General features: G+C 43.0%; 21 protein-coding genes. 18 read left to right on the top strand and 3 right to left on the bottom strand.

All coding sequences use genetic code 11. The features are described 5' to 3' along the window. Positions 1 to 208: 208 nt before the first annotated feature. From GPDM_RS15000 to GPDM_RS14975, 6 genes are all read left to right on the top strand, one after another. A complete protein-coding gene (locus GPDM_RS15000) occupies positions 209 to 655 on the top strand; it encodes a DUF4385 domain-containing protein (RefSeq protein ID WP_008432694.1) in 447 nt (148 codons plus the stop codon). A gap of 64 nt (positions 656 to 719) precedes the next feature. Continuing rightward, positions 720 to 1,616: a TIGR01777 family oxidoreductase gene (locus GPDM_RS14995; protein WP_008432688.1), complete on the top strand. Its 897-nt coding sequence runs from the start codon at positions 720 to 722 to the stop codon at positions 1,614 to 1,616. Positions 1,617 to 1,755: 139 nt separating this feature from the next. Then, positions 1,756 to 2,019, top strand: a complete 264-nt coding sequence (locus GPDM_RS14990; RefSeq protein WP_008432687.1) for an RNA polymerase sigma factor — start codon at positions 1,756 to 1,758, stop codon at positions 2,017 to 2,019. A 141-nt stretch (positions 2,020 to 2,160) separates the two neighbouring features. After that, complete coding sequence (locus GPDM_RS14985) at positions 2,161 to 2,625, top strand: MarR family winged helix-turn-helix transcriptional regulator (RefSeq protein WP_008432685.1); 465 nt, start codon at positions 2,161 to 2,163, stop codon at positions 2,623 to 2,625. Then, complete coding sequence (locus GPDM_RS14980) at positions 2,622 to 4,346, top strand: ABC transporter ATP-binding protein (RefSeq protein ID WP_008432684.1); 1,725 nt, start codon at positions 2,622 to 2,624, stop codon at positions 4,344 to 4,346. Before GPDM_RS14985 ends, GPDM_RS14980 begins: the two co-directional genes overlap by 4 nt. Beyond that, positions 4,343 to 6,169: an ABC transporter ATP-binding protein gene (locus GPDM_RS14975; RefSeq protein ID WP_008432682.1), complete on the top strand. Its 1,827-nt coding sequence runs from the start codon at positions 4,343 to 4,345 to the stop codon at positions 6,167 to 6,169. The genes GPDM_RS14980 and GPDM_RS14975 overlap by 4 nt, the downstream gene beginning before the upstream one ends. A gap of 31 nt (positions 6,170 to 6,200) precedes the next feature. Here GPDM_RS14975 and GPDM_RS14970 read toward each other — a convergent pair whose 3' ends face one another. After that, positions 6,201 to 7,013 carry a CPBP family intramembrane glutamic endopeptidase gene (locus GPDM_RS14970; RefSeq protein ID WP_008432681.1) on the bottom strand — a complete coding sequence of 271 codons (813 nt, stop codon included), beginning with the start codon at positions 7,011 to 7,013 and terminating at the stop codon, positions 6,201 to 6,203. A 157-nt stretch (positions 7,014 to 7,170) separates the two neighbouring features. Between GPDM_RS14970 and GPDM_RS16760 the strand changes: the two genes are divergently transcribed. The 9 genes from GPDM_RS16760 to GPDM_RS16945 all read left to right on the top strand — a co-directional run bounded on the left by GPDM_RS16760 (position 7,171) and on the right by GPDM_RS16945 (position 15,054). Then, a complete protein-coding gene (locus GPDM_RS16760) occupies positions 7,171 to 7,344 on the top strand; it encodes a hypothetical protein (RefSeq protein WP_008432679.1) in 174 nt (57 codons plus the stop codon). A 463-nt stretch (positions 7,345 to 7,807) separates the two neighbouring features. Then, entirely contained in the window at positions 7,808 to 9,793 is a 1,986-nt protein-coding gene (locus GPDM_RS14965) for a penicillin-binding transpeptidase domain-containing protein (protein WP_008432677.1), read from the top strand. 434 nt (positions 9,794 to 10,227) lie between these two features. Beyond that, positions 10,228 to 10,614 (top strand): MerR family transcriptional regulator, encoded by a 387-nt coding sequence (locus tag GPDM_RS14960; RefSeq protein WP_008432673.1) that lies wholly within the window; start codon positions 10,228 to 10,230, stop codon positions 10,612 to 10,614. A 38-nt stretch (positions 10,615 to 10,652) separates the two neighbouring features. Continuing rightward, complete coding sequence (locus tag GPDM_RS14955) at positions 10,653 to 11,969, top strand: hemolysin family protein (protein WP_008432671.1); 1,317 nt, start codon at positions 10,653 to 10,655, stop codon at positions 11,967 to 11,969. A gap of 50 nt (positions 11,970 to 12,019) precedes the next feature. After that, positions 12,020 to 13,072: a hemolysin family protein gene (locus tag GPDM_RS14950; RefSeq protein ID WP_008432669.1), complete on the top strand. Its 1,053-nt coding sequence runs from the start codon at positions 12,020 to 12,022 to the stop codon at positions 13,070 to 13,072. A 96-nt stretch (positions 13,073 to 13,168) separates the two neighbouring features. Further along, positions 13,169 to 13,657, top strand: a complete 489-nt coding sequence (locus GPDM_RS14945; RefSeq protein ID WP_008432667.1) for a DUF4306 domain-containing protein — start codon at positions 13,169 to 13,171, stop codon at positions 13,655 to 13,657. Between the two features lie 331 nt (positions 13,658 to 13,988). Further along, entirely contained in the window at positions 13,989 to 14,450 is a 462-nt protein-coding gene (locus GPDM_RS14940; protein ID WP_008432666.1) for a LytTR family DNA-binding domain-containing protein, read from the top strand. Further along, a complete protein-coding gene (locus GPDM_RS14935; protein WP_008432665.1) occupies positions 14,447 to 14,854 on the top strand; it encodes a DUF3021 domain-containing protein in 408 nt (135 codons plus the stop codon). Before GPDM_RS14940 ends, GPDM_RS14935 begins: the two co-directional genes overlap by 4 nt. Positions 14,855 to 14,919: 65 nt before the next feature. Next, a complete protein-coding gene (locus GPDM_RS16945) occupies positions 14,920 to 15,054 on the top strand; it encodes a hypothetical protein (RefSeq protein WP_008432663.1) in 135 nt (44 codons plus the stop codon). A gap of 252 nt (positions 15,055 to 15,306) precedes the next feature. Here GPDM_RS16945 and GPDM_RS16755 read toward each other — a convergent pair whose 3' ends face one another. Then, positions 15,307 to 15,474, bottom strand: coding sequence for a hypothetical protein (locus GPDM_RS16755; protein WP_008432661.1), 168 nt, complete (start codon positions 15,472 to 15,474; stop codon positions 15,307 to 15,309). A 14-nt stretch (positions 15,475 to 15,488) separates the two neighbouring features. Continuing rightward, complete coding sequence (locus tag GPDM_RS14930) at positions 15,489 to 15,755, bottom strand: hypothetical protein (RefSeq protein WP_008432660.1); 267 nt, start codon at positions 15,753 to 15,755, stop codon at positions 15,489 to 15,491. A 207-nt stretch (positions 15,756 to 15,962) separates the two neighbouring features. Between GPDM_RS14930 and GPDM_RS14925 the strand changes: the two genes are divergently transcribed. The 3 genes from GPDM_RS14925 (at position 15,963) to GPDM_RS14915 (ending at position 19,668) form a co-directional block, all read left to right on the top strand. Continuing rightward, positions 15,963 to 17,447 (top strand): flotillin family protein, encoded by a 1,485-nt coding sequence (locus GPDM_RS14925; protein WP_008432658.1) that lies wholly within the window; start codon positions 15,963 to 15,965, stop codon positions 17,445 to 17,447. A gap of 166 nt (positions 17,448 to 17,613) precedes the next feature. Next, a complete protein-coding gene (locus tag GPDM_RS14920) occupies positions 17,614 to 18,210 on the top strand; it encodes a hypothetical protein (protein ID WP_008432656.1) in 597 nt (198 codons plus the stop codon). A 138-nt stretch (positions 18,211 to 18,348) separates the two neighbouring features. Further along, a complete protein-coding gene (locus GPDM_RS14915; RefSeq protein ID WP_008432655.1) occupies positions 18,349 to 19,668 on the top strand; it encodes a short-chain fatty acid transporter in 1,320 nt (439 codons plus the stop codon). The last annotated feature ends 43 nt before the right edge of the window (positions 19,669 to 19,711 follow it).

Raw genomic sequence — 19,711 nt, 5'->3', positions numbered from 1 at the left:
AATCAAAGCTTTTACCAGAAGTTTTCACGTTGTTACGCACACTTTTTGAGCTGTTACCTGAACTTTTGCTGCTCTTACATGAACTTTTCAAGTCTTTACACGAATCAAAGCCTCCCCACCAATCTCCCGCCAACCGTATAAAAAAGATTCACACCCCGACATCCAGGGTATATTGCTAACAAAGAACAGCACAAAGGAGTCGATTACGATGGCATTTGATTATGATCTTGATTATGAAAATCTTGATTTGCGTAAAAATCCGGAATTGTACCGCGTGGGCAAAGGTGAGCAAGGCGTACTTTTAGTAGAGCCGTATAAAAGTGAGATTTTGCCACATTGGCGATTTAAAACACCGGAAATTGCACAAGAGTCGTGCGATAAAATTTCGGAGATGTTCGAGGAGTATCGCAAGCAAGATGATTTTGTTGGCATGGACATGGCACGGAAATTTATACAGATGGGCTATACGCGTGCGCGGCGCTATACCAATTACAAAGGTGGCCGCAAATACAATGAAGATGGCAGCATTAAAGAGCGAGACATTGATCCGGTAAAAGCAGAATCGGCAGCGATTTTTAAAAAACGATGGGATGAAATTCGAGAAGACGAAGATTATTTAAAGCGCAAAAAGAAACATCAGAAAGAATTCGGCTGAGGTGCATCTTTTGTTCAAGCCACGCGTCAACTACTATAACAACTTACAGAAAATAGGTGGCTAGATGAAAAAGATTGTATTAGCTGGAGGCACAGGCTTTGTTGGACAATACTTAGAACAAAAGTTCATAGATCAAGGCTACGAAGTGATTATTGTATCAAGACAATCCGGACATTTGAATTGGTCAAATCATACGGGCATTGTCCACGCTTTGGAAGGCGCAGAAATGCTAGTCAATTTAGCTGGGAAATCAGTGAATTGTCGTTACACTGAAGCCAATAAGCGCGAAATTTTTGATTCGCGAATGGAGACAACTGAAGCGCTTGGCACAGCAATTTTAAATTGCGACAACCCGCCGCCGCTATGGATCAATTCCAGCACGGCGACGATTTATCGTCATGCGGAAGATCGTCCAATGACCGAGGCAAGCGGTGAATTTGGCAGTGGATTTTCGGTAGAAGTCGGCAAAGCGTGGGAGCAGGCATTGTTTTCGTTTAATTTGCCCACTACACGACAAGTAGCGTTGCGGTTATCCATCGTACTTGGCAAAGATGGTGGCGTCATGACGCCTTATGAAAACATGGTACGTTTCGGACTTGGCGGCAAACAAGGAAATGGCAAGCAAATGTTTAGTTGGATTCACTTAGAAGATGTTTATAGAATCATCCTATTTGTGCGCGATCATGATCAAATTAGTGGGGTACTAAATACCACTTCTCCTGAACCCGTTACCAATCGCGAATTGATGAAGCAATTGCGAATGGCAATGAACCGGAAAGTGGGATTGCCTGCAACCGAATGGATGTTGAACATGGGAGCGGTAGTGATCGGGACAGAACCAGAACTGATTTTAAAAAGCCGCTGGATTTTACCCGAACGCTTAGAACAATTCAATTTCCATTTTAATTATCCAACAATTGACAAAGCGCTTGGAAATATTCTCAACCAACAGAATAAATAGACCTATAGCACTAGTAAGTTCTTCAAGTAGAGAACTTTTCTAGTGTTATTTTTTTTATTTTGAATAATTACCTTTATTTCGAGATGATTAGGTTTAAGACATTCACTTAACGGTAATGACAGAATAGGGGGGTGTCGAAATGACCATAGACGAAAAATTGATGACTGGAATTCGCAACCGTGACAAACAAGCTTTATCCGAATTGTACGACCGTTACCATCGCATATTATGGAATATTGCACGTCAAAACCATCCAGATCAATCTGTCTGTGAGCAACTCGTCACCCATGTATTTCGAACAGTTTGGACAAAACCGCAAGACTTTATGCAAAACCGTAAAATGCTAGCGATGTTGATTGACTGTTATCGGTCACAAAGCATGGTTTCAAACAATAAAATCTAACCACTCAAAATGACTCTGATTGATCAAGAGTTGTTTTTTTTATGAATCGATACTTCCAAGTTGACCACTCGTTATAAAGAGAGTAGCTTATAGTAGATAGTTCCATTTGGAACAGTTCAGAAACGAAAGATGGTGAAGTGGATGAAAGAACAAGAAATGTATATGCAGTTGATGATGTCTTTTGCCAATGTGCAGAAAAATATGGTGCGTTTTATTCAAAAATCGGCTATGGAAAAAGGCTTGTCGATTCCACAATATTCGATTTTGATGACCATTTCTCATTGCAATGAAATGACGCAAAAGACGGTTGGAGAAAAAACTTTTTTACCGAAAAGTACGTTGAGTCAAGCGGTAGATGGGCTGGTGAAAGAAGGCTATCTTAACCGCCAACAAGTGGTGTGCAATCGCCGGGAAATGATGCTGTCATTGAGCGAAAAAGGACAACAGTTAGTAGATGACTTCTATTTACAAGAAGACGGATTGTACCAAGTGTTTAAGGCGGCGAGTGAACAATTTACCGCTGAACAAATTAAAGAACTTTTAGACGCTCACCAGAAAATTTCAACCTACTTAACAAGAGTAGAATTAGAGGTGACGAACAAATGATCAAAGTGCTAAAAAACTTAAGTCCGTATAAATGGATTGTCTGGAGCGTGGTGGCCTTAGTTTTTGCTCAATCGATGGCAGAACTGTTTTTGCCGACCTTGATGGCGGACATTATTGATAACGGCGTAGTAAAAGGCAATATTCCGTACATTTGGGAAATCGGTGGCTGGATGCTACTCGTTTCCGCAATCGGTGCTGTGGCATCTGTTTTTGCTAGTTTTTATTCATCAAAAGCAGCGATGGGACTAGGACGTGATTTGCGGCAAAAAGTGTTTAAACACGTCGGGCAATTTTCGCTTCAAGAATTTGATGAAGTGGGAACCGCCTCACTCATAACCCGTACCACAAACGACATCAATCAAATTCAGCAAGTCACCATCATGATGTTGCGAATGGTGATTAGTGCACCCATTATGTTAGTTGGCGGGATTATTATGGCCGTCTCAAAAGACGCGAAGTTATCGCTCGTTATTATTGGCGCGATGCCGGTTTTGGTTATTGCGGTCATGCTGATTTTGAAATATGGGATTCCGTTGTTCCAAGAAGTACAAAAACGGTTAGACGGATTGAACTTGGTCGTGCGGGAAAACTTAACAGGCATTCGCGTGATTCGTGCGTTTAACCGTGAAACCGAAGAAAAAGCGCGTCTTCAAAAAGCCAATCGAGAATTGGCGGATGTGTCTATTCGCGTCAATAAAGTTATGGCGTTTATGATGCCGACGATGATGTTAGTGATGAACATGACGGTGGTTGCCGTTATTTGGTTTGGTGGCATCCGTATTAGCAACGGTGCGATGCAAATTGGTGACTTGATGGCGTTTATTCAATACGTCATGATGATCATGTTTGCCTTACTGATGGCGTCGTTTATGTTTGTTATGATTCCGCGGGCAGCTGTATCAGCCAAACGCATTAACGAAGTATTGGAAATGCAGCCAGCTTTTAAAGACGAAGGTACGGCTAAAGCAGACCGCAATCGCGGCACGTTGGAATTTGACAACGTAACGTTCCATTATCCGGGAGCGGAAGAACCGGCATTGTCGAACATTAGCTTTACCGCAAAGCCGGGTGAAATCACGGCGTTAATCGGGGGAACGGGTTCTGGTAAAACCACACTCGTCAATCTTGTGCCGCGTTTTTATGAAGCAACTAGTGGGACCATCCGTGTCAACGGGGTCGATATTCGCGAAGCTTCGCAACAAGAAATTCGGTCGAAAATTGGCTTTGTGCCACAAAAATCCATCTTGTTTACTGGAACTATCGCAGAAAATATTCGCTTTGGTAAGCAAGATGCTAGCGACGAAGAAATGAAAAGAGCTGCAAGCACCGCACAAGCAACGGAGTTTATCGACCAAATCAAAGGTGGCTATGCAGCGCCAATCGAACAAGGTGGTTCCAATTTATCGGGCGGTCAAAAACAACGCTTATCAATTGCTCGCGCCTTGATTCGCAAACCGGATCTGTATATTTTTGATGATAGTTTCTCGGCACTAGACTTTAAAACAGATGCCAAACTGCGGAAAGCATTAAAAGATGAAACGAAAAATGCGACGGTGCTTCTTGTTGCACAGCGCGTCAGTACGGTAGTCGATGCAGATCGCATCATCGTATTAGAAAAAGGCAAAATGGTCGGCATGGGCACGCATAAAGAATTGTTGGAATCCAACAAAGTTTATCGTGAAATTGCCTTATCACAGCTGTCAGAGGAGGAAATCGCATGAGCCAAATGGGACCTCCACATGGCGGATCGAGCATGCCGCCGCAAAAAGCAAAAGATTTTAAAGGCACGTTCCGACGTCTTGTTTCGTATTTAAAACCACGTCGTAAAAAACTAGCAGCCGTCTTTTTAGTGGCTATTTTGAGTACTGTCTTTACGATTATTGGACCGAAAATCATGGGGATGGCTATTACTGAATTGTTCGAAGGCGCTTATGGTCAATTGCAGGGTGTGCCGGGTGGTGGTATCGATTTTGGAGTTATTGGTCAGTTGCTCGCGCTTCTTGCCGGGCTATATGTATTTAGTAGTTTGTTTAGTTATATTCAACAATACATGATGTCGACAGTCGCACAAGACACCGTCTACGATTTGCGCCAAGACGTCAATAAAAAACTAGAAAAATTACCACTCAAGTATTTTGATGGAAGAGCAAACGGTGAAACGTTAAGCCGTATGACAAATGACATCGATACAATCGGCAGTACGTTGCAACAAAGTTTGACGCAATTTATTACGTCAATTGTCACCATCGTCGGGATTTTCGTTATGATGTTAACCATCAGTCCGCTCCTAACGTTAATTGCCGTTGTCACTTTGCCACTATCGTTATTTGTCATCGGACCGATTTTGAAAAAATCTCAAAAGTACTTTGCGAGCCAACAAAAAAACCTTGGCCATCTAAATGGTCACGTAGAAGAAATGTACACAGGTCACCAAGTTGTAAAAGCATTTGGTCATGAAGCAAAATCGAACGAACAGTTTGATGCAGTTAATGAAGAACTATACAACGCCGGGCGTAAAGCACAGTTTATCTCTGGGATTATTATGCCGATGATGACGTTGATCGGGAACTTGAGTTATGTCTTGATTAGTATCGTCGGGGGTATTTTAGTTACACAACGCGCGATTTCGATCGGGGACATTCAAGCGTTTATCACGTATTCCAAACAGTTTACGCAGCCGATTACGCAAACCGCGAACATTGCCAATATTGTTCAATCAACCATTGCCGCTGCAGAGCGCGTGTTTGAATTGCTGGATGAGGAAGAAGAAGTAAAAGAAGTGTCCACTTCTGTTCTCGAACGTGCGAAAGGCTCGGTTGTATTTGAAAACGTGAATTTTGGGTATGGCAGTGAGTTGTTGATCGACAACATGAATATCGATGTGTCACCAGGACAAACGGTCGCCATAGTTGGCCCGACCGGTGCTGGGAAAACCACTTTGATCAATTTACTGATGCGTTTTTACGAATTAAATGCCGGACGTATTTTAATCGATGGTCTCGATTCGCGTGACATGTCGAGACACGAATTGCGTCAAAACTTTGGCATGGTGTTGCAAGACACATGGCTCTTTAACGGCACAATTCGCGATAATATTGCTTACGGCAAAACCGGAGTGACCGAAGAACAAGTGCGTGATGCGGCAATAGCAGCACACGCGGATCATTTTATCCGTACGTTGCCGGATGGCTACGATACGATTTTAAATCAAGAAGTATCGAATATTTCACAAGGCCAAAAGCAGTTATTGACGATTGCGCGTGCGATTCTCGCCGATCCGCCAATTATGATTTTGGACGAGGCAACATCGAGCGTCGATACGCGGACGGAAATCTTTATCCAAAAAGCGATGAACAAATTGATGGACGGCCGCACAAGCTTCGTTATTGCGCATCGCTTGTCGACTATTAAAGACGCTGACCTTATCCTCGTCATGGACCAAGGGAAAGTTATTGAACAAGGTACGCATCAACAATTACTTGATAAAAACGGCTTTTACGCCGATTTGTATCAAAGTCAATTTACAGCGAAATTGGCTGTTTAACGTAAAAAAGGTCCACTCTGGTGGACCTTTTTTATTCTATAATAGAGTCTTTTTGAGTTGGCAGCCCGCGCGCAAGCCAATAAATCGCACCAAACATGAACACGGCACTAACAACTAGCATGACTGTATTCGGCATGGCTTTCGTGTAAACATCTGTAAAGTTAAAAATAGCAATAGACTCTGGCCACTTTGGCGCTAAAAACAGTGAAGCGGCCGCAAGTGAATTATTGATGATGTGCAAAAAAATCGGGACCAGTAAATTATTGGTGCGCAAATACAAGAGCGAGGCTATAACACCGAACAAAAATGCGCCAATCACATCAAGATGCAACACGCCAAACACTAAACTGGAGATCAAAATTCCGCCCCACACCGAAGTTTTTCCGATAAAACGCTTTAACAACACACCACGGAACATAAATTCCTCAACCACTGGCGCTAAAATGGCAATGGTGAAAATCGTGAACGCAATATACCAAGGCGACTCGGGCAGCGGGATCTCTTCTAGCAAAAAGTCCACAAGCCACGGCGCAAACCGTGCCAAGACATACAGCTGAAGCCAAAACATGCTAAGCGAAAAAGCAATCGACACAGCGACTAACGCAAATAAAATCGGCAACCATTTCTTAGTCCCCGTAAACGATAAAACATTCCAAACAGAGGCATTGTGTTTTTTGAAATAATAGCCAAAGTAAATTCCTGGGACGACGACATACATCATCAACTGGCTGACGACTTCAAACGTGATGACGCTGACATTTAGTAGTACTAACGTGACCATACTCACTACGGTTCCAATCACCGAATACAAAATCAAATACCGCGCTTTCATTTCTTCAAACATGGAGCACCACCTTTTTAGCTATCGTATTAGATTATACGAACGTGAGCGCAGTAAGTTCCAAAAGACGCTATTTTTCGACAGCGGACCTAAAACAGCGTATGCTTAAGGTAGTTTACCTAACCGCTAGAGTGGCGGGCAGAACGGAAGGATGATTCACATGGCATTTCTAGACAAACTCAACCAGTTTAAAGACAAGTCGATCGAAAAAGGCAGAGCCCATTGGGAAGAAAACAAAGACGACTACAAAGAAAAAGCCACCAACTACAAAGACAAAGCAATGGTCATGAAAGACGACGTTGCCAATAAAATAAAAGAAAAAACGAAAAAATGATGGATCGAGTAGCCAAGCTGGTAAAGCTTGGCTGCTTTTTTTGTGGGATTGAGAGGGGGGATTGGTTTTACAGGAAGTTTTGGGGTTTATACCTGAACTTTTGGAAGTTATACACGAACTTTTCAGCTCTTTACCTAAACTTTTGGAGTTTTAACAGGGATGCCTACTTTTACCTGAACTTTTAGAGTCTTTACCTGAACTTTTAAGAGTTATACATGAACTTTTGGGATCTTTACATGAAGTTTTAGAAGTTTAACAGGGATGTGAGTTTTTACATGAAGTTTTGAAGTCTTTACCTGAACTTTTCAGAGTTATACCTGAACTTTTGAGCTCTTTACCTGAACTTTTAAAGTTTTAACAGGGATGCCTATTTCCACACAATAATAAAAACAGAATACTCAGACTTTAATTATCGCGCCATTAAAGCGATAATAGAAGAAAGGAAAAGAGTGGAGGTCATATGATGGAGAAGACCATGTTAAAGACTATTTTCTTTGTATTTATTCTTCTATTAGCAGCATGCCAGCAGGAGGAAGCTGAACCGACTCCTGAACAACCACCAGAAGAGCCGACTGAAACAGTAGAATCTCCGGAAGGACGGGTGGCGGATTTTATTGAGCTATGGAACAATGGCGACTTTCCTACGATGCACAGCACTTATTTAAATCAAGGCACGCAAACCGTTTACGGGGAAGCGAATTTTGTGACATGGCAACAAGAGCTGCACAACCAGCTGGGCGTTGAAAACATGAACGTGACGTATACAAAGCCCGAGGAAGATGCCGAATGGAATCAAGAGCAACCGGCAGATTTCAAAATTAACGTGAGTTTTGATTCCATTATAGGTCCGGTTGAATTCAATAAAACCTTGACCTTGCTTTATGAACAGGAAGATTGGTTTGTAGAATGGGACCCGTCGTTTATTTTGCCGAATTTAGAGGCAGGGGACCAAGTGACGACAGCTGTTGTTGAAGGGGCGCGCGGGGAAATTCTCGATCGCCATGGCAAAGCAATCGCATCGAATAGTGAAGGCTACGAGATTGGCGTGGTTCCTGAAAACTTCGATTTATCGAAAAAACAACAATTGGCGCAGTTGCTAGGCGTTACCGAAGAGACAATTGATGGCCGGCTCAATCAGCCGTGGGTACAACCGCATTATTTAGTACCGATTGCGCAAATTAAGGCAGACCAAGCGACACTGGATGAGCTATTTACCATTCGCGGCACTAAACAAGAGAAAGTAGTAATGCGCAATTATCCGTATAACCGCGCTTTATCGCACGTTACCGGATATGTGGGCCCGATTACGGCTCAGCAACTAGCGGAGTGGAGCGACCAAGGCTATACAACTGAAACCTTGGTAGGACGGCAAGGCTTAGAAGAAGTGTTGCAAGAGCGGCTACGTGGAGAAGCAGGCGGCCGCATTATTTTGAAAAAACAACGCGAAAACGCTGTGATTACTTCGGTTGAAAATAAACCCGTACCAGGCGAAAGGGTTACGCTAACGATTGACGCGGAACTGCAGAAAAAAATCTATACGGCAATGGGAGAACAACCGGGAGCAAGTGCGGCGATCAATCCGACGACTGGCGAAACCTTGGCATTGGTCAGCTCACCGGGCTTTGACCCCAATGAATTTGTGCCAAATATCACCACTAGTCGATTCCAAGAACTTGCGAACGACCCGCTGCAGCCATTTTTCAATCGCTTTGCAGCCGTTTATACGCCGGGACAAGTGATCCAGCCAATTACCGCAGCGATTGGAATGGAAAGTGGTACGCTCAATCCGGCAGAAGGCATGGACATCACCGGCAAGTCGTGGCAACGTTACCGCTCGTGGGGTGATTTTCGCATTACGCGTCCGCGGGATGATATCAAAAATCCAATCGATTTAAACAAAGCACTGGTTTATTCCGACTCAATTTACTTTGCCCAACAAGCATTGAACATCCTAGACAATGAGTTTCAGACAGGATTGGAGAACTTCGGTTTTGGCGAAGAACTCGATTTTCCAATCGACCTGACACCATCACGCATTTCAAAAGACGGCACATTTGGCTCCGAGGGGCAGCTTGCTGACACCGCATCTGGTCAAGGCCAAATGCAAGTCAATATTTTGCACCTCTCGAATCTATATAGCCCGATTTTGACAAACGGCAAACTGTACAAACCGACTTTGTATGTGACTGAAGAAAAACCAGAATTATGGAATGAAAACTTGTTGAGTGCTGCGAACGCTAAAATTTTGCGGAAAAGCTTCAACAATACGGGTGAACAACTCGGTATAGAAATCGCTGGCAAAAGTGGTACAGCAAATGAAAGAGGCAAGCAGACAAAATGGTTCGTCGGTTATCAAGCGGCGAAGCCTGAGTTGATTGTTTCAATGATGATTCAAGGCGAGGAGAAAGTCGAAGAAATGGTAGAAAAAGCACTCCTTTCAGAAGAATAAAGTGAGCCAGGCAGATGGTGCCTGGCTTTTTTGTTTTACATGAAGTTTTTTGGTTTTACATGAATATTTACGAGTTATACATGAACTTTCAAGCTCTTTACACGAACTTTTCAAGCTTTAATAGGGATAGCCGTTTATACATGAAGTTTTAACGTTTATACCTGAACTTTTGAACGCTTTACCTGAACTTTCAAGCTCTTTACATGAACTTTTCAAGCCTTAACAAGGATCACCACTTCAACACGTCCGCCATCCAACAAATGGCGATATAATGTCGCGAATTGGTGATCCCTTCGATTTTATTAAAAAACTAGAACGTTACACTGTATGCTTTTTCGCAGAACGTGCTATATTTTTTAGTACAACGATCTAGTACTACCGAGTCACAGATCAAATCGGCTAAAAAAGGAGGCGTCTGCATTGGGAAGGAGTTAATGAAAATCGGGGAAATCGCAAAGTTGAGCGGGGTATCGACAAGAACTATCGATTACTACACGGTATCGGGATTGCTCCATAGCGAGCGGTCTGACACAAATTACCGGTTGTATCCGGCTTCTACTATGCAAACGCTCCAACGCATTCAATTATTAAAAAAACAGCGCATGTCGATTTCGGAAATTAAAGAAGTATTGAATACACCGGAATATGCCGAAACAGAGTTTCTCGCTGAAGAAGTATACGAAGAATTCGAATGCTTGCAACGAAAAATCACAAGTTTGGAAGAGCAGTTAAAAGATGCGCCAAATTCTGTGAAACTGCACGTCAGCAAAGCGCTTGAACATCAATTAGCAGCAATCACTGCATTGATTGCTTTGTTGTAAATCATTGTGGAGGTGAATCCCTTTTACAGGGAAGACACGTGGATATAGTTACCTTATTGAATTTGGCTTTATTAATTTTATTGCTCGGCTTAACCGCATTTTTTGTGGGTTCGGAGTTTGCGGTTGTTAAAATTCGCATGTCGCGGCTTGATCAATTAATCGCAGAAGGCAATAAAAAAGCGGTAATCGCGAAAAAAGTGGCAAGCGACTTGGATTATTATTTGTCGGCTTGTCAGCTCGGCATTACCGTTACAGCGCTTGGACTCGGAGCACTCGGGAAACCAACAATTGAACGATTGATGTACCCCGTTTTTGATTTTTTTGCGGTTTCCGATGCAATGGCATCAACCGCTTCTTACGCCATCTCGTTTATACTTGTAACCTACCTTCACGTAGTGGTCGGCGAAATGGCACCGAAAACATTGGCGATTCAATTTGCGGAGAAAATGTCTCTGCTTTTGGCACCGCCACTGTACTGGTTTGGGAAAGTCATGAAGCCTTTTATTTGGGCATTAAACGGAGCGGCTCGCGTGTCGCTTAGAATGTTTGGCGTAAAACCGGCAGGTCATGAACAAGCCTACTCGGAAGAAGAATTAAAAATCGTGATGGCGCAAAGTTTTGAAGACGGAGCGATCAATGAGACCGAACTTTCATATATGGAAAATGTGTTTTCTTTTGATGAGCGCGTAGCCAAAGACATTATGGTGCCACGTACCGAACTGGTCACGCTTGATAAAGACATGCCACTCGAAGAAATTATCGAGATTTTGGATGAAAACAATTACACTCGTTACCCTGTAACAGAAGATGGCGACAAAGATAGAATCCTTGGATTTGTCAGTGCCAAGAAAATGCTGCCGCATATTGTCGCTGGACGCGAGTGGTATTTGGAGAATTTCATTTTAGAAGTACCGACGGTTTTTGAAGCAACGGGTTTACAAAAAGCGCTCATGATTATGCAAAAAGCGAGTGTCCACATTGCCATCGTTGCAGATGAATATGGCGGAACAGCGGGCATGATTACAATGGAAGACATTTTAGAAGAAATCGTTGGTGAAATTCGCGATGAATTTGATTTTGATGAAGTGGCGGACATTAGCAAAGTAAGCGACAATCAATATTTGATCAACGGACGCGTATTGTTGAAAGACTTAGAAGAACGCTTTGATTTAACATTTGATGAAAGTGATGACATCGACACCATTGGTGGCTGGATTCACTTCAAAAGTCCGGGAGATGTTGAAACCGGCGCGACTTTCACGGATTTGAATATTTCGTGGACCATCGTTGAAATGGACAACCAGCAAGTCAAGCAAGTGATGTTCCACACTCATTCGAATAAGCTGAGTGAATAACGTCAACTTAACCTTTAATGGAGGTGAATCCCTCGTTTGGGGGAGACCAATTGGACGGACAAATAGTCATTAGTTTACTACTTATTGCGTTATTAATTATCGCAACTGCCTTTTTCGTCGGTGCCGAATTTGCCATTTTAAAAGTGCGCATGTCGAGAATCGATCAACTGATCGCGGAAGGAAACAAAAAAGCTGTACTCGCAAAAAAAGTAGCCAATGATTTGGATTATTACTTATCTGCTTGTCAGCTAGGCATTACAATTACGGCACTTGCACTCGGTGCATTAGGGGAGCCGACCGTTGAACGCATGCTGCACTCATTATTTGAAGCGTTCGCAGTTCCGGCCGCGCTATCGACCGTGTTGTCGTATGCCATCGCCCTTACGATCGTGACGTTTTTACACGTCGTGATTGGCGAATTGGCACCAAAAACATTGGCGATTCAATACGCTGAAAAAGTCACACTGTTGCTGGCGCCATCGCTTTACTGGTTCGGTAAAATTATGAATCCGTTTATTTGGTTGATGAATGGTTCGGCCCGCTTGTTGTTGCGTTTATTTAAAGTAGAGCCAGCCGGCCACGAAGAAGCTCACTCGGAAGAAGAGTTAAAGCTGATTATGGCTGAAAGCTTCCAAAGCGGTGAAATCAATCAAACCGAGCTAACGTATTTGAAAAATATCTTCGCTTTTGACGATCGCATTGTTCGCAACATCATGATTCCAAAAGCGGAAATTGTTTCAGTGGATAGTCGCCTGACGCGCGCTGAGTTTTTTACGGTGTTGGATCAACACCAATTTACTCGCTACCCAGTAGCCGATCATGGCAATGAAGACAACCTCATTGGTTTTATTAACACGAAAGAGTTGTTGACGAGCATGGCAGCGGGAAGAACGCAAAGCCCAGAATCGTTTATTCACGAAATGTCGCGTTTCCCAGAAACGACACCGATTCAAAAAGTGTTGACCAATATGCAGCAAAGCCACACGCATATGGCCATCATCACAAAAGACGGTGCGATGACTGGGCTTGTAACAATGGAAGACATTTTAGAGGAAATCGTCGGTGAAATTAGCGACGACTCGTTTGAAGCAGAACCAATTTAATGAAATAAAAGAAGAGAGAAGCCTGTGGGTTTCTCTTCTTTTTTTGGAAAATTATTGGTAAGATGAAAGGAAGAGTTACAAAAAGGAGAGATGTGTATGCAAGAACGTTCAACGAGAAGTATGCGAGAAGCCATCTTGTTTTTCGGCGCGTTAAGCTTTTTCGCCGTCTCCACATTTTTTAGTTTTTATGAAGGCAGCCGATTAGAAGATGTCTCTTGGGAATGGCCGTACTCGGCGATCTTCACCAATTGGCTAAATGGCGGCGTTGAATCGGCAGGGGATATTTTGACGATTGATTACTTAATATACGCTGCGAAGTTCGCGCCGTTGTTTCCGGTAATCATGTTTGTTTCTTCGTTTATTTTACTGCTGCAACTTGCTTCATGGATCTTTAGAAAAAACAAAATCGCGTTGAGCGTGTTTTATTTAGTATGCGGCGTGGGGCTTTTCGTGATGAGTGGCGTATTCATATCGTCGCCAACAGCCGGACTCCAAATATTTTCATGGATTTTCTTCGTGTGTGGCGTCGTGTTAGTGGTTTTTGGGGTGACTTCGTTAGTTAAAGAGCGAAAAGGCGTAGTCTGAGCGGCGTTATTTGCGGGATACGTTAGTTTGTTTGCAGGGAGCGACGCGTTGTTTGCAGCAATGAGTGATTTGTTTGCGCAAGTCGACTCGTTATTTGCGGGATACACTAGTTTGTTTGCAACTCGCCCATAAAATGATTTCAAGAAAATAAGCACTCCTCAAAAACAGGTCACTTGGCCTGTTTTTTTGTATGTGGCAAAGCAATCGCTGCACCTTACCGGATGATTTCTGCATGTTACCGGAAAAGCACAGACAAAGGATAAATAGTAGCATAAACTTGGATTATAAGTAGATGAGGATTTTATTAATGAAAGATAAGAGGTGAGGTTAGGTGAAAGTATCTTTAAACATTGATAGTCGATTTGAAGAAACGAAAGTAACCATTGAATGCAAGGAAATGGACGATTCGATTAAAAGCATTATTGATTTTATTAACGGGCAAGAAGCGACGCGTTTTCTCGTTGGACGAGATGGCGATATGCAACACATATTAAAGCCAGCGGACATTCATTATTTTCATGCAAACAACGATAATGTCACAGCGGTAACAGCTAAAGGTGAATTTCGCTTGAAAGAAAAGCTCTATGAATTAGAAGAAATGTTTCCGTCTAGTCAATTTATCCGGCTGTCAAAATCAGTCATCGCCAATCTCGATGAATTAAGTCGCTTTGAAGCATCTTTCAACGGAACACTGTGCGTTTATTTTCATTCGGGTGCGAAAGAGTATGTGTCACGAAATTACGTCAATGCCATCAAAGAATCTCTGAAAATGAATAGGGGGAAAGGAAAATGAAAACTTTTTTGATCCGCAGTATCGGTGGTATTTGCTTTGGAGCTTTCTTCAGCATTATCTTGACCTACACTGTGATTTTGAGTGGGCAAGAAACGTTAGATAGCGGTTTGTTTTTGAGAAACTCATTAGGCAGTATGGTATGCGGCTGGTTTTTCGCAGTCAGCAGTTTGATTTTTGAGCATCATAACTGGTCATTGCGTCGTCAGACTGTGACGCATTTCTTCACGGTCATCGTGCTGTATTTCGTATTGGCATTCGGAATCGGTTGGGTCTCCTTTACTGTAGAAGGCTTTCTATCAATCCTTGGAACCTTTGTGGTTTTTTACTTGTTGTTCTGGTCAGCTTTTTATTTCTACTTTAAAAATCAAGCAAAGAAAATGAATAAAGAATTGAGCAATAAATGATAAAAACCAGCCCTTGTGGCTGGTTTTTAGGTTGAGGAGGAATTTGAAAGGAGAGAAGTCGATCGTTGTTTGTGGTTTGTCATAGTTTGTTTGCAGGAAGCGACGCGTTGTTTGCAGCAATGAGTGATTTGTTTGCGCAAGTCGACTCGTTGTTTGCGGGATACGCCAGTTTGTTTGCAAAATCTCAATCTCTCTTATAAAGAAGAGGCCATGATGCGCCTTCACTAGTTAAAGCGTGAAAATAGGTGGAGTGAGGACGTTATTTACGGAAGCTCGTAGCTTGTTTGCGGGGAACAATGTTTTATTTGCAGCAACGAGCGATTTGTTTGCGCAATCCCACCCGTTGTTTGCAAGATACACTAGTTTATTTGCAACTCGCACAAAAAAACCAAATTACCCAAAACAAGAAAAAGGCGTTTCAAGCGCGACTCGCTTGAAACGCCTTTTTCGATTTACTCGATCGTCAGTTTCTCTAATTGTTTGTGCTCTAAAGCAAGCTTCTCTCGCTCTAATTGAATATCAGCGAGCTTGATCTCGGATTTCCGATATATATCGAAAGCAGCGAGAAGGATCAAGCCAGTAAAAATAATCGTAATCATTAAGTAGAAACCAATTTCCAAAGTTATCTCTCCCTTTACCCGTTCAGCGCTTGTTGCGCACGGTGCTGATCTTTTTTCTCTACATACAAATCGTATTGAGTCGTGTTTGTCACAGCGTCGCGCATATGCGAGGAACCGATAAGTCCTTCAGTGCCATGAACGTTGGCGTTTACTTGTAATACAGTGTCATAGTCGATGCCTTGTGCTCTAAGACTGTCGGCCGCTTGATAGTACATGTCGTCACCAAAAGCAGTATAAGCCAAATGCTTCTTCTTAAAAAATAACCACCGAACGAGTCCCATATCGTCACTCCTCACATTATTTTATCTCATTACTCTTAATACGAAAAAGCAGGGTAAGGGTTTCATTAAACAGAGGAAGAAAAAATCTGGTAGGAATATTTGGTTTTATTGAAACATTTAGACATCTAGTTCGTATTAATACTATAGGCCACCATCACAAGCTTGAAAAGATCGTGCGTCAAATAGCTAAAGGGGAGTGGAAAGAACATGCAGTCATTAGGAATTATTACAGTTATTATTGCGCTAGTCATCATCGCGGCAATCGCAGGAGTTGGGTATTTTTTCTGGATGAAAATCCGTTACCGCACCGCTAAATCCAACGAAGCGTTGATCATCACGGGACCAAAATTAGGAGATCCAGATAAAGACACAAATATTTTCACCGACGACGAAGGACGTTCGATGAAAATCATTCGAGGCGGCGGATACTTGTTAAGACGCTTCCAAACGTCAACACCGGTTAGCTTGACTTCATTCCAATTAAAACTCGCAACACCGCGTGTTTATACAAACGCAGGGGTACCAATTGTTGCAGATGCTGTGGCAATGGTGAAAGTGGCCGATACGTTAAACGGCATTGCCAATTACGCGGAGCAATTTCTTGGCAAAGAACAAAGTGAGATTGAAACGGAAATTATCGAAGTGCTTGGCAGTAATTTACGTGCCATCTTATCAAAAATGACAGTGGAAGATATTAATAGCGACCGCGAAAAATTCAATACCGACGTTCAAGACGTCGCTCAAAAGCAGCTAGACTTGATGGGCTTTAAAATCACGTCACTTGGTTTGACGGATTTGCGTGATGCTGATGAAGACAACGGCTACTTGGAAAACTTAGGTCGTCCGCGTATTGCCGAAGTGCGCAAGCTCGCTGAAATCGCTGAAGCTAACACGGAGCGCGAAACACGTATTCACCGTGCACAAACCGATCAAGAAGCAAAAGAAGAAGAATACAAACGCCAAATTTCAACAGCCGAATCGAAAAAAGAAAAAGACATTAAAGACGCTGCGTTTAAAGAAGAAACCGAACGTGCGCGTGCCAAATCTGAGCAGTCTTATGAACTCGAAAAAGCGAAGCTCGCGATGGAAATTCAGGACGAAGAGCTTAGTATGCAATTCGCGGCACGTGAACGCGCAGTTAAACTCGAAGAAGAAGAAAGCAAAGTGCGTAAAACAAAAGCCGATGCGACGTACTACGAAACCACACGTTCCGCAGAAGCTGATGCACGCCGTGCGGTCATCGAAGGGGAAGCAAAAGCGAAGATCAAACGTGACGAAGGTGCTGCAGAAGCTGAAGTTATTCGTGAGCGCGGTAAAGCCGAAGCCGAGTCTCGTAAACTACTTGCTGAAGCAATGGAAGAACATGGCGACGTCATCATCACTGAGAAACTGATCGACATGCTGCCGGTATTCGCAGAGAAAGTTGCCTTGCCACTAAGCAATATCGAATCGGTGAAAATCATTGATTCTGGTAACGGCCAAGGCATTCCATCGTTCGGCAAAAGTGTCACGAAAACCATGGTCGACATGCAAGAGCCGCTAAAAGAAATGACCGGTATCGACATTGGTGATTTGCTAAAGTCCTACGCCAACCGCAACAACCAACCAGCTCAACAATCACCGGTTGCAACAATGCCAGTGGTGCAAAAAGAAGAAGTTGAGGATACGAATAAAAACGAAGAAGAATTGTAAACAGCAAACCCCAGAAGCCTTACACAGGTTTTTGGGGTTTTGTTAGATCATCGATACTTGAAGTTTTTATCCAGCATTCCAATAAAATAAGTTACCGTATAAAATAGAAAGTAGAAATAGTAAAAAACACACACCTCACTCAAACTAGCAGAAAGGAGATAACCCTATGAATGCTTTTACAAAAACCCTTTATGTGAGTGGTGTTATGTTGTTACTTGCTGGCTGCGGCGACAATACAAACGAAGAACCAGAAAATAAAGTGCCTGAAGAAAATACAGTAAGTGAGCAAACTCCGGAAAAAACTACTGAAGAAGAAAGCGCAACACCAATGGAAGAAGAAACAGAACCCGAAGAAATCACTCCCGAAACGAGCGAAGACGCTTTAGCAGAGTATTCCAGCAAGGAAATCGAATACGCCAGAGTGTGGCTTCAACTCGGACCCAACCAAGAGTTAGATGGCTTGTACGTCAACCACATACCCGCTGGCACCCCGCTTAACGTAGATGATGAAACGAGCGGCACATACCCGGAAGACGTTATTCAATTGGCGGGATCTCGCTTAGTGGACGGGGGCGTCACTTATAGTGGCAACGGCAATGGCACGTTGAACTTATACAATGTTCCGCTGCGATGGGATGGGGTATATCCAGCAGGTAAAGAGTTTTATGACGAAATCATTGCCAACACCGAGCTTGTCGCTATCGACGTAGGAGAAGACGAGGAAGTAATCAGGTTGATTGAATTGCTGAAGATGGAACCGTAACGAACAAATAAATTAGCGATGAAAAAGAGTGAACAGCCAATTCTGTTCACTCTTTTTGTGATTTTTTACGGACGAAACGAGCAAAATAAGGTAGCATTAGAAATGCAGTGAAAATTTAGATAAAAGGGGAATCGGAAAATGAAAGGGATTACACGTTTTTCGAATAATTTAATGGAGCGTTATTTACCCGATCCGTTTTTATTCGTAATTATCTTGACGGTGGTCGTGTTTGGACTAGGTTTAGGCTTAACAGATTCATCACCTTTACAGATGGTGGCGTTTTGGGGTGAAGGGTTTTGGGCATTACTAGCGTTCTCGATGCAAATGGTACTCGTACTTGTTACGGGATTTGTATTAGCGAGTAGCCCAATTTTTAAAAAGGGACTAGGCAAGCTTGCGAGTTTTGCAAAATCACCAGGCAGTGCTATTTTGTGGGTGACGATTGTGTCACTGGCAGCAAGCTGGATCAACTGGGGCTTTGGCTTGGTTATTGGTGCGTTGTTCGCTAAAGAATTGGCAAAGCGCGTCGAGAATGTCGATTACCGCTTATTGATTGCGAGTGCGTATTCTGGATTTTTGATTTGGCACGCGGGGTTCTCAGGATCAATTCCGTTGTCGATCGCAACAGAAGGGCATCCGTTTGCTGACAAAATCGGCATTATCCCAACGTCGGAAACCATTTTTTCAAGCTACAACTTAATCATCGTTGTCGCGTTATTGATCATTGTACCGTTATTAAATCGTATGATGATGCCAAAAAAAGAAGAAACAGTCACAGTCGACCCGAAAGTTTTGGTCGAGCCCACAGTCGAAGAACTTCCCACTAAAGAGAATATGACACCAGCAGAACGATTGGAAAACAGCTGGATTTTATCTATGGTGATTGGTATTTTAGGTATTGCATTTATAGCTTATTATTTCGCAAACAACGGTTTTGCGTTAACGCTCGACTTGGTTAACTTTATGTTCTTGTTCCTGGGGATTCTTTTCCATGGCACCCCGCGTAAGTATTTGAATGCTGTTCAAGAAGCGGTCAAAGGAGCGGGCGCAATTATCGTACAGTTCCCATTTTACGCAGGTATGATGGGGATGATGACAGCGTCTGGTTTGGCAGCTGTTATTTCAGAAGCGTTTGTTAGCATTTCCACAGTTGACACGTTCCCGCTTTTCGCATTTTTAAGTGCAGGACTGGTTAACTTTTTCGTTCCTTCGGGTGGCGGACAATGGGCTGTTCAAGCACCGATCATGTTAGAAGCGGCAGAAATGCTTGGCAGTGAACCGGCGAAAGTCGCCATGGCAGTTGCATGGGGCGATGCGTGGACAAATATGATCCAGCCGTTCTGGGCATTGCCAGCACTGGCAATCGCTGGACTCAAAGCAAAAGACATCATGGGCTTTTGTGTGATCGTCTTGGTAGTTAGTGGCGTAGTAATCGGATTAGGGTTATTGTTCTTGTAAATAAAAAAGGACGATCTTGTAAAAGGCATATATATGTCTTTTA

This window comes from Planococcus donghaensis MPA1U2 (assembly GCF_000189395.1).
Classification (GTDB): domain Bacteria; phylum Bacillota; class Bacilli; order Bacillales_A; family Planococcaceae; genus Planococcus; species Planococcus donghaensis_B.
This window is presented reverse-complemented; position numbering and strand designations above follow the sequence as displayed.

Bases quoted from the DNA above. Each gene is read 5' to 3' on its own strand.
- GPDM_RS15000 (WP_008432694.1), top strand. From the start codon at position 209: ATGGCATTTGATTATGATCTTGATTATGAAAATCTTGATTTGCGTAAA.
- GPDM_RS14995 (WP_008432688.1), top strand. From the start codon at position 720: ATGAAAAAGATTGTATTAGCTGGAGGCACAGGCTTTGTTGGACAATAC.
- GPDM_RS14990 (WP_008432687.1), top strand. From the start codon at position 1,756: ATGACCATAGACGAAAAATTGATGACTGGAATTCGCAACCGTGACAAA.
- GPDM_RS14985 (WP_008432685.1), top strand. From the start codon at position 2,161: ATGAAAGAACAAGAAATGTATATGCAGTTGATGATGTCTTTTGCCAAT.
- GPDM_RS14980 (WP_008432684.1), top strand. From the start codon at position 2,622: ATGATCAAAGTGCTAAAAAACTTAAGTCCGTATAAATGGATTGTCTGG.
- GPDM_RS14975 (WP_008432682.1), top strand. From the start codon at position 4,343: ATGAGCCAAATGGGACCTCCACATGGCGGATCGAGCATGCCGCCGCAA.
- GPDM_RS14970 (WP_008432681.1), bottom strand. From the start codon at position 7,013: ATGTTTGAAGAAATGAAAGCGCGGTATTTGATTTTGTATTCGGTGATT.
- GPDM_RS16760 (WP_008432679.1), top strand. From the start codon at position 7,171: ATGGCATTTCTAGACAAACTCAACCAGTTTAAAGACAAGTCGATCGAA.
- GPDM_RS14965 (WP_008432677.1), top strand. From the start codon at position 7,808: ATGGAGAAGACCATGTTAAAGACTATTTTCTTTGTATTTATTCTTCTA.
- GPDM_RS14960 (WP_008432673.1), top strand. From the start codon at position 10,228: ATGAAAATCGGGGAAATCGCAAAGTTGAGCGGGGTATCGACAAGAACT.
- GPDM_RS14945 (WP_008432667.1), top strand. From the start codon at position 13,169: ATGCAAGAACGTTCAACGAGAAGTATGCGAGAAGCCATCTTGTTTTTC.
- GPDM_RS14935 (WP_008432665.1), top strand. From the start codon at position 14,447: ATGAAAACTTTTTTGATCCGCAGTATCGGTGGTATTTGCTTTGGAGCT.
- GPDM_RS14930 (WP_008432660.1), bottom strand. From the start codon at position 15,755: ATGGGACTCGTTCGGTGGTTATTTTTTAAGAAGAAGCATTTGGCTTAT.
- GPDM_RS14925 (WP_008432658.1), top strand. From the start codon at position 15,963: ATGCAGTCATTAGGAATTATTACAGTTATTATTGCGCTAGTCATCATC.
- GPDM_RS14920 (WP_008432656.1), top strand. From the start codon at position 17,614: ATGAATGCTTTTACAAAAACCCTTTATGTGAGTGGTGTTATGTTGTTA.
- GPDM_RS14915 (WP_008432655.1), top strand. From the start codon at position 18,349: ATGAAAGGGATTACACGTTTTTCGAATAATTTAATGGAGCGTTATTTA.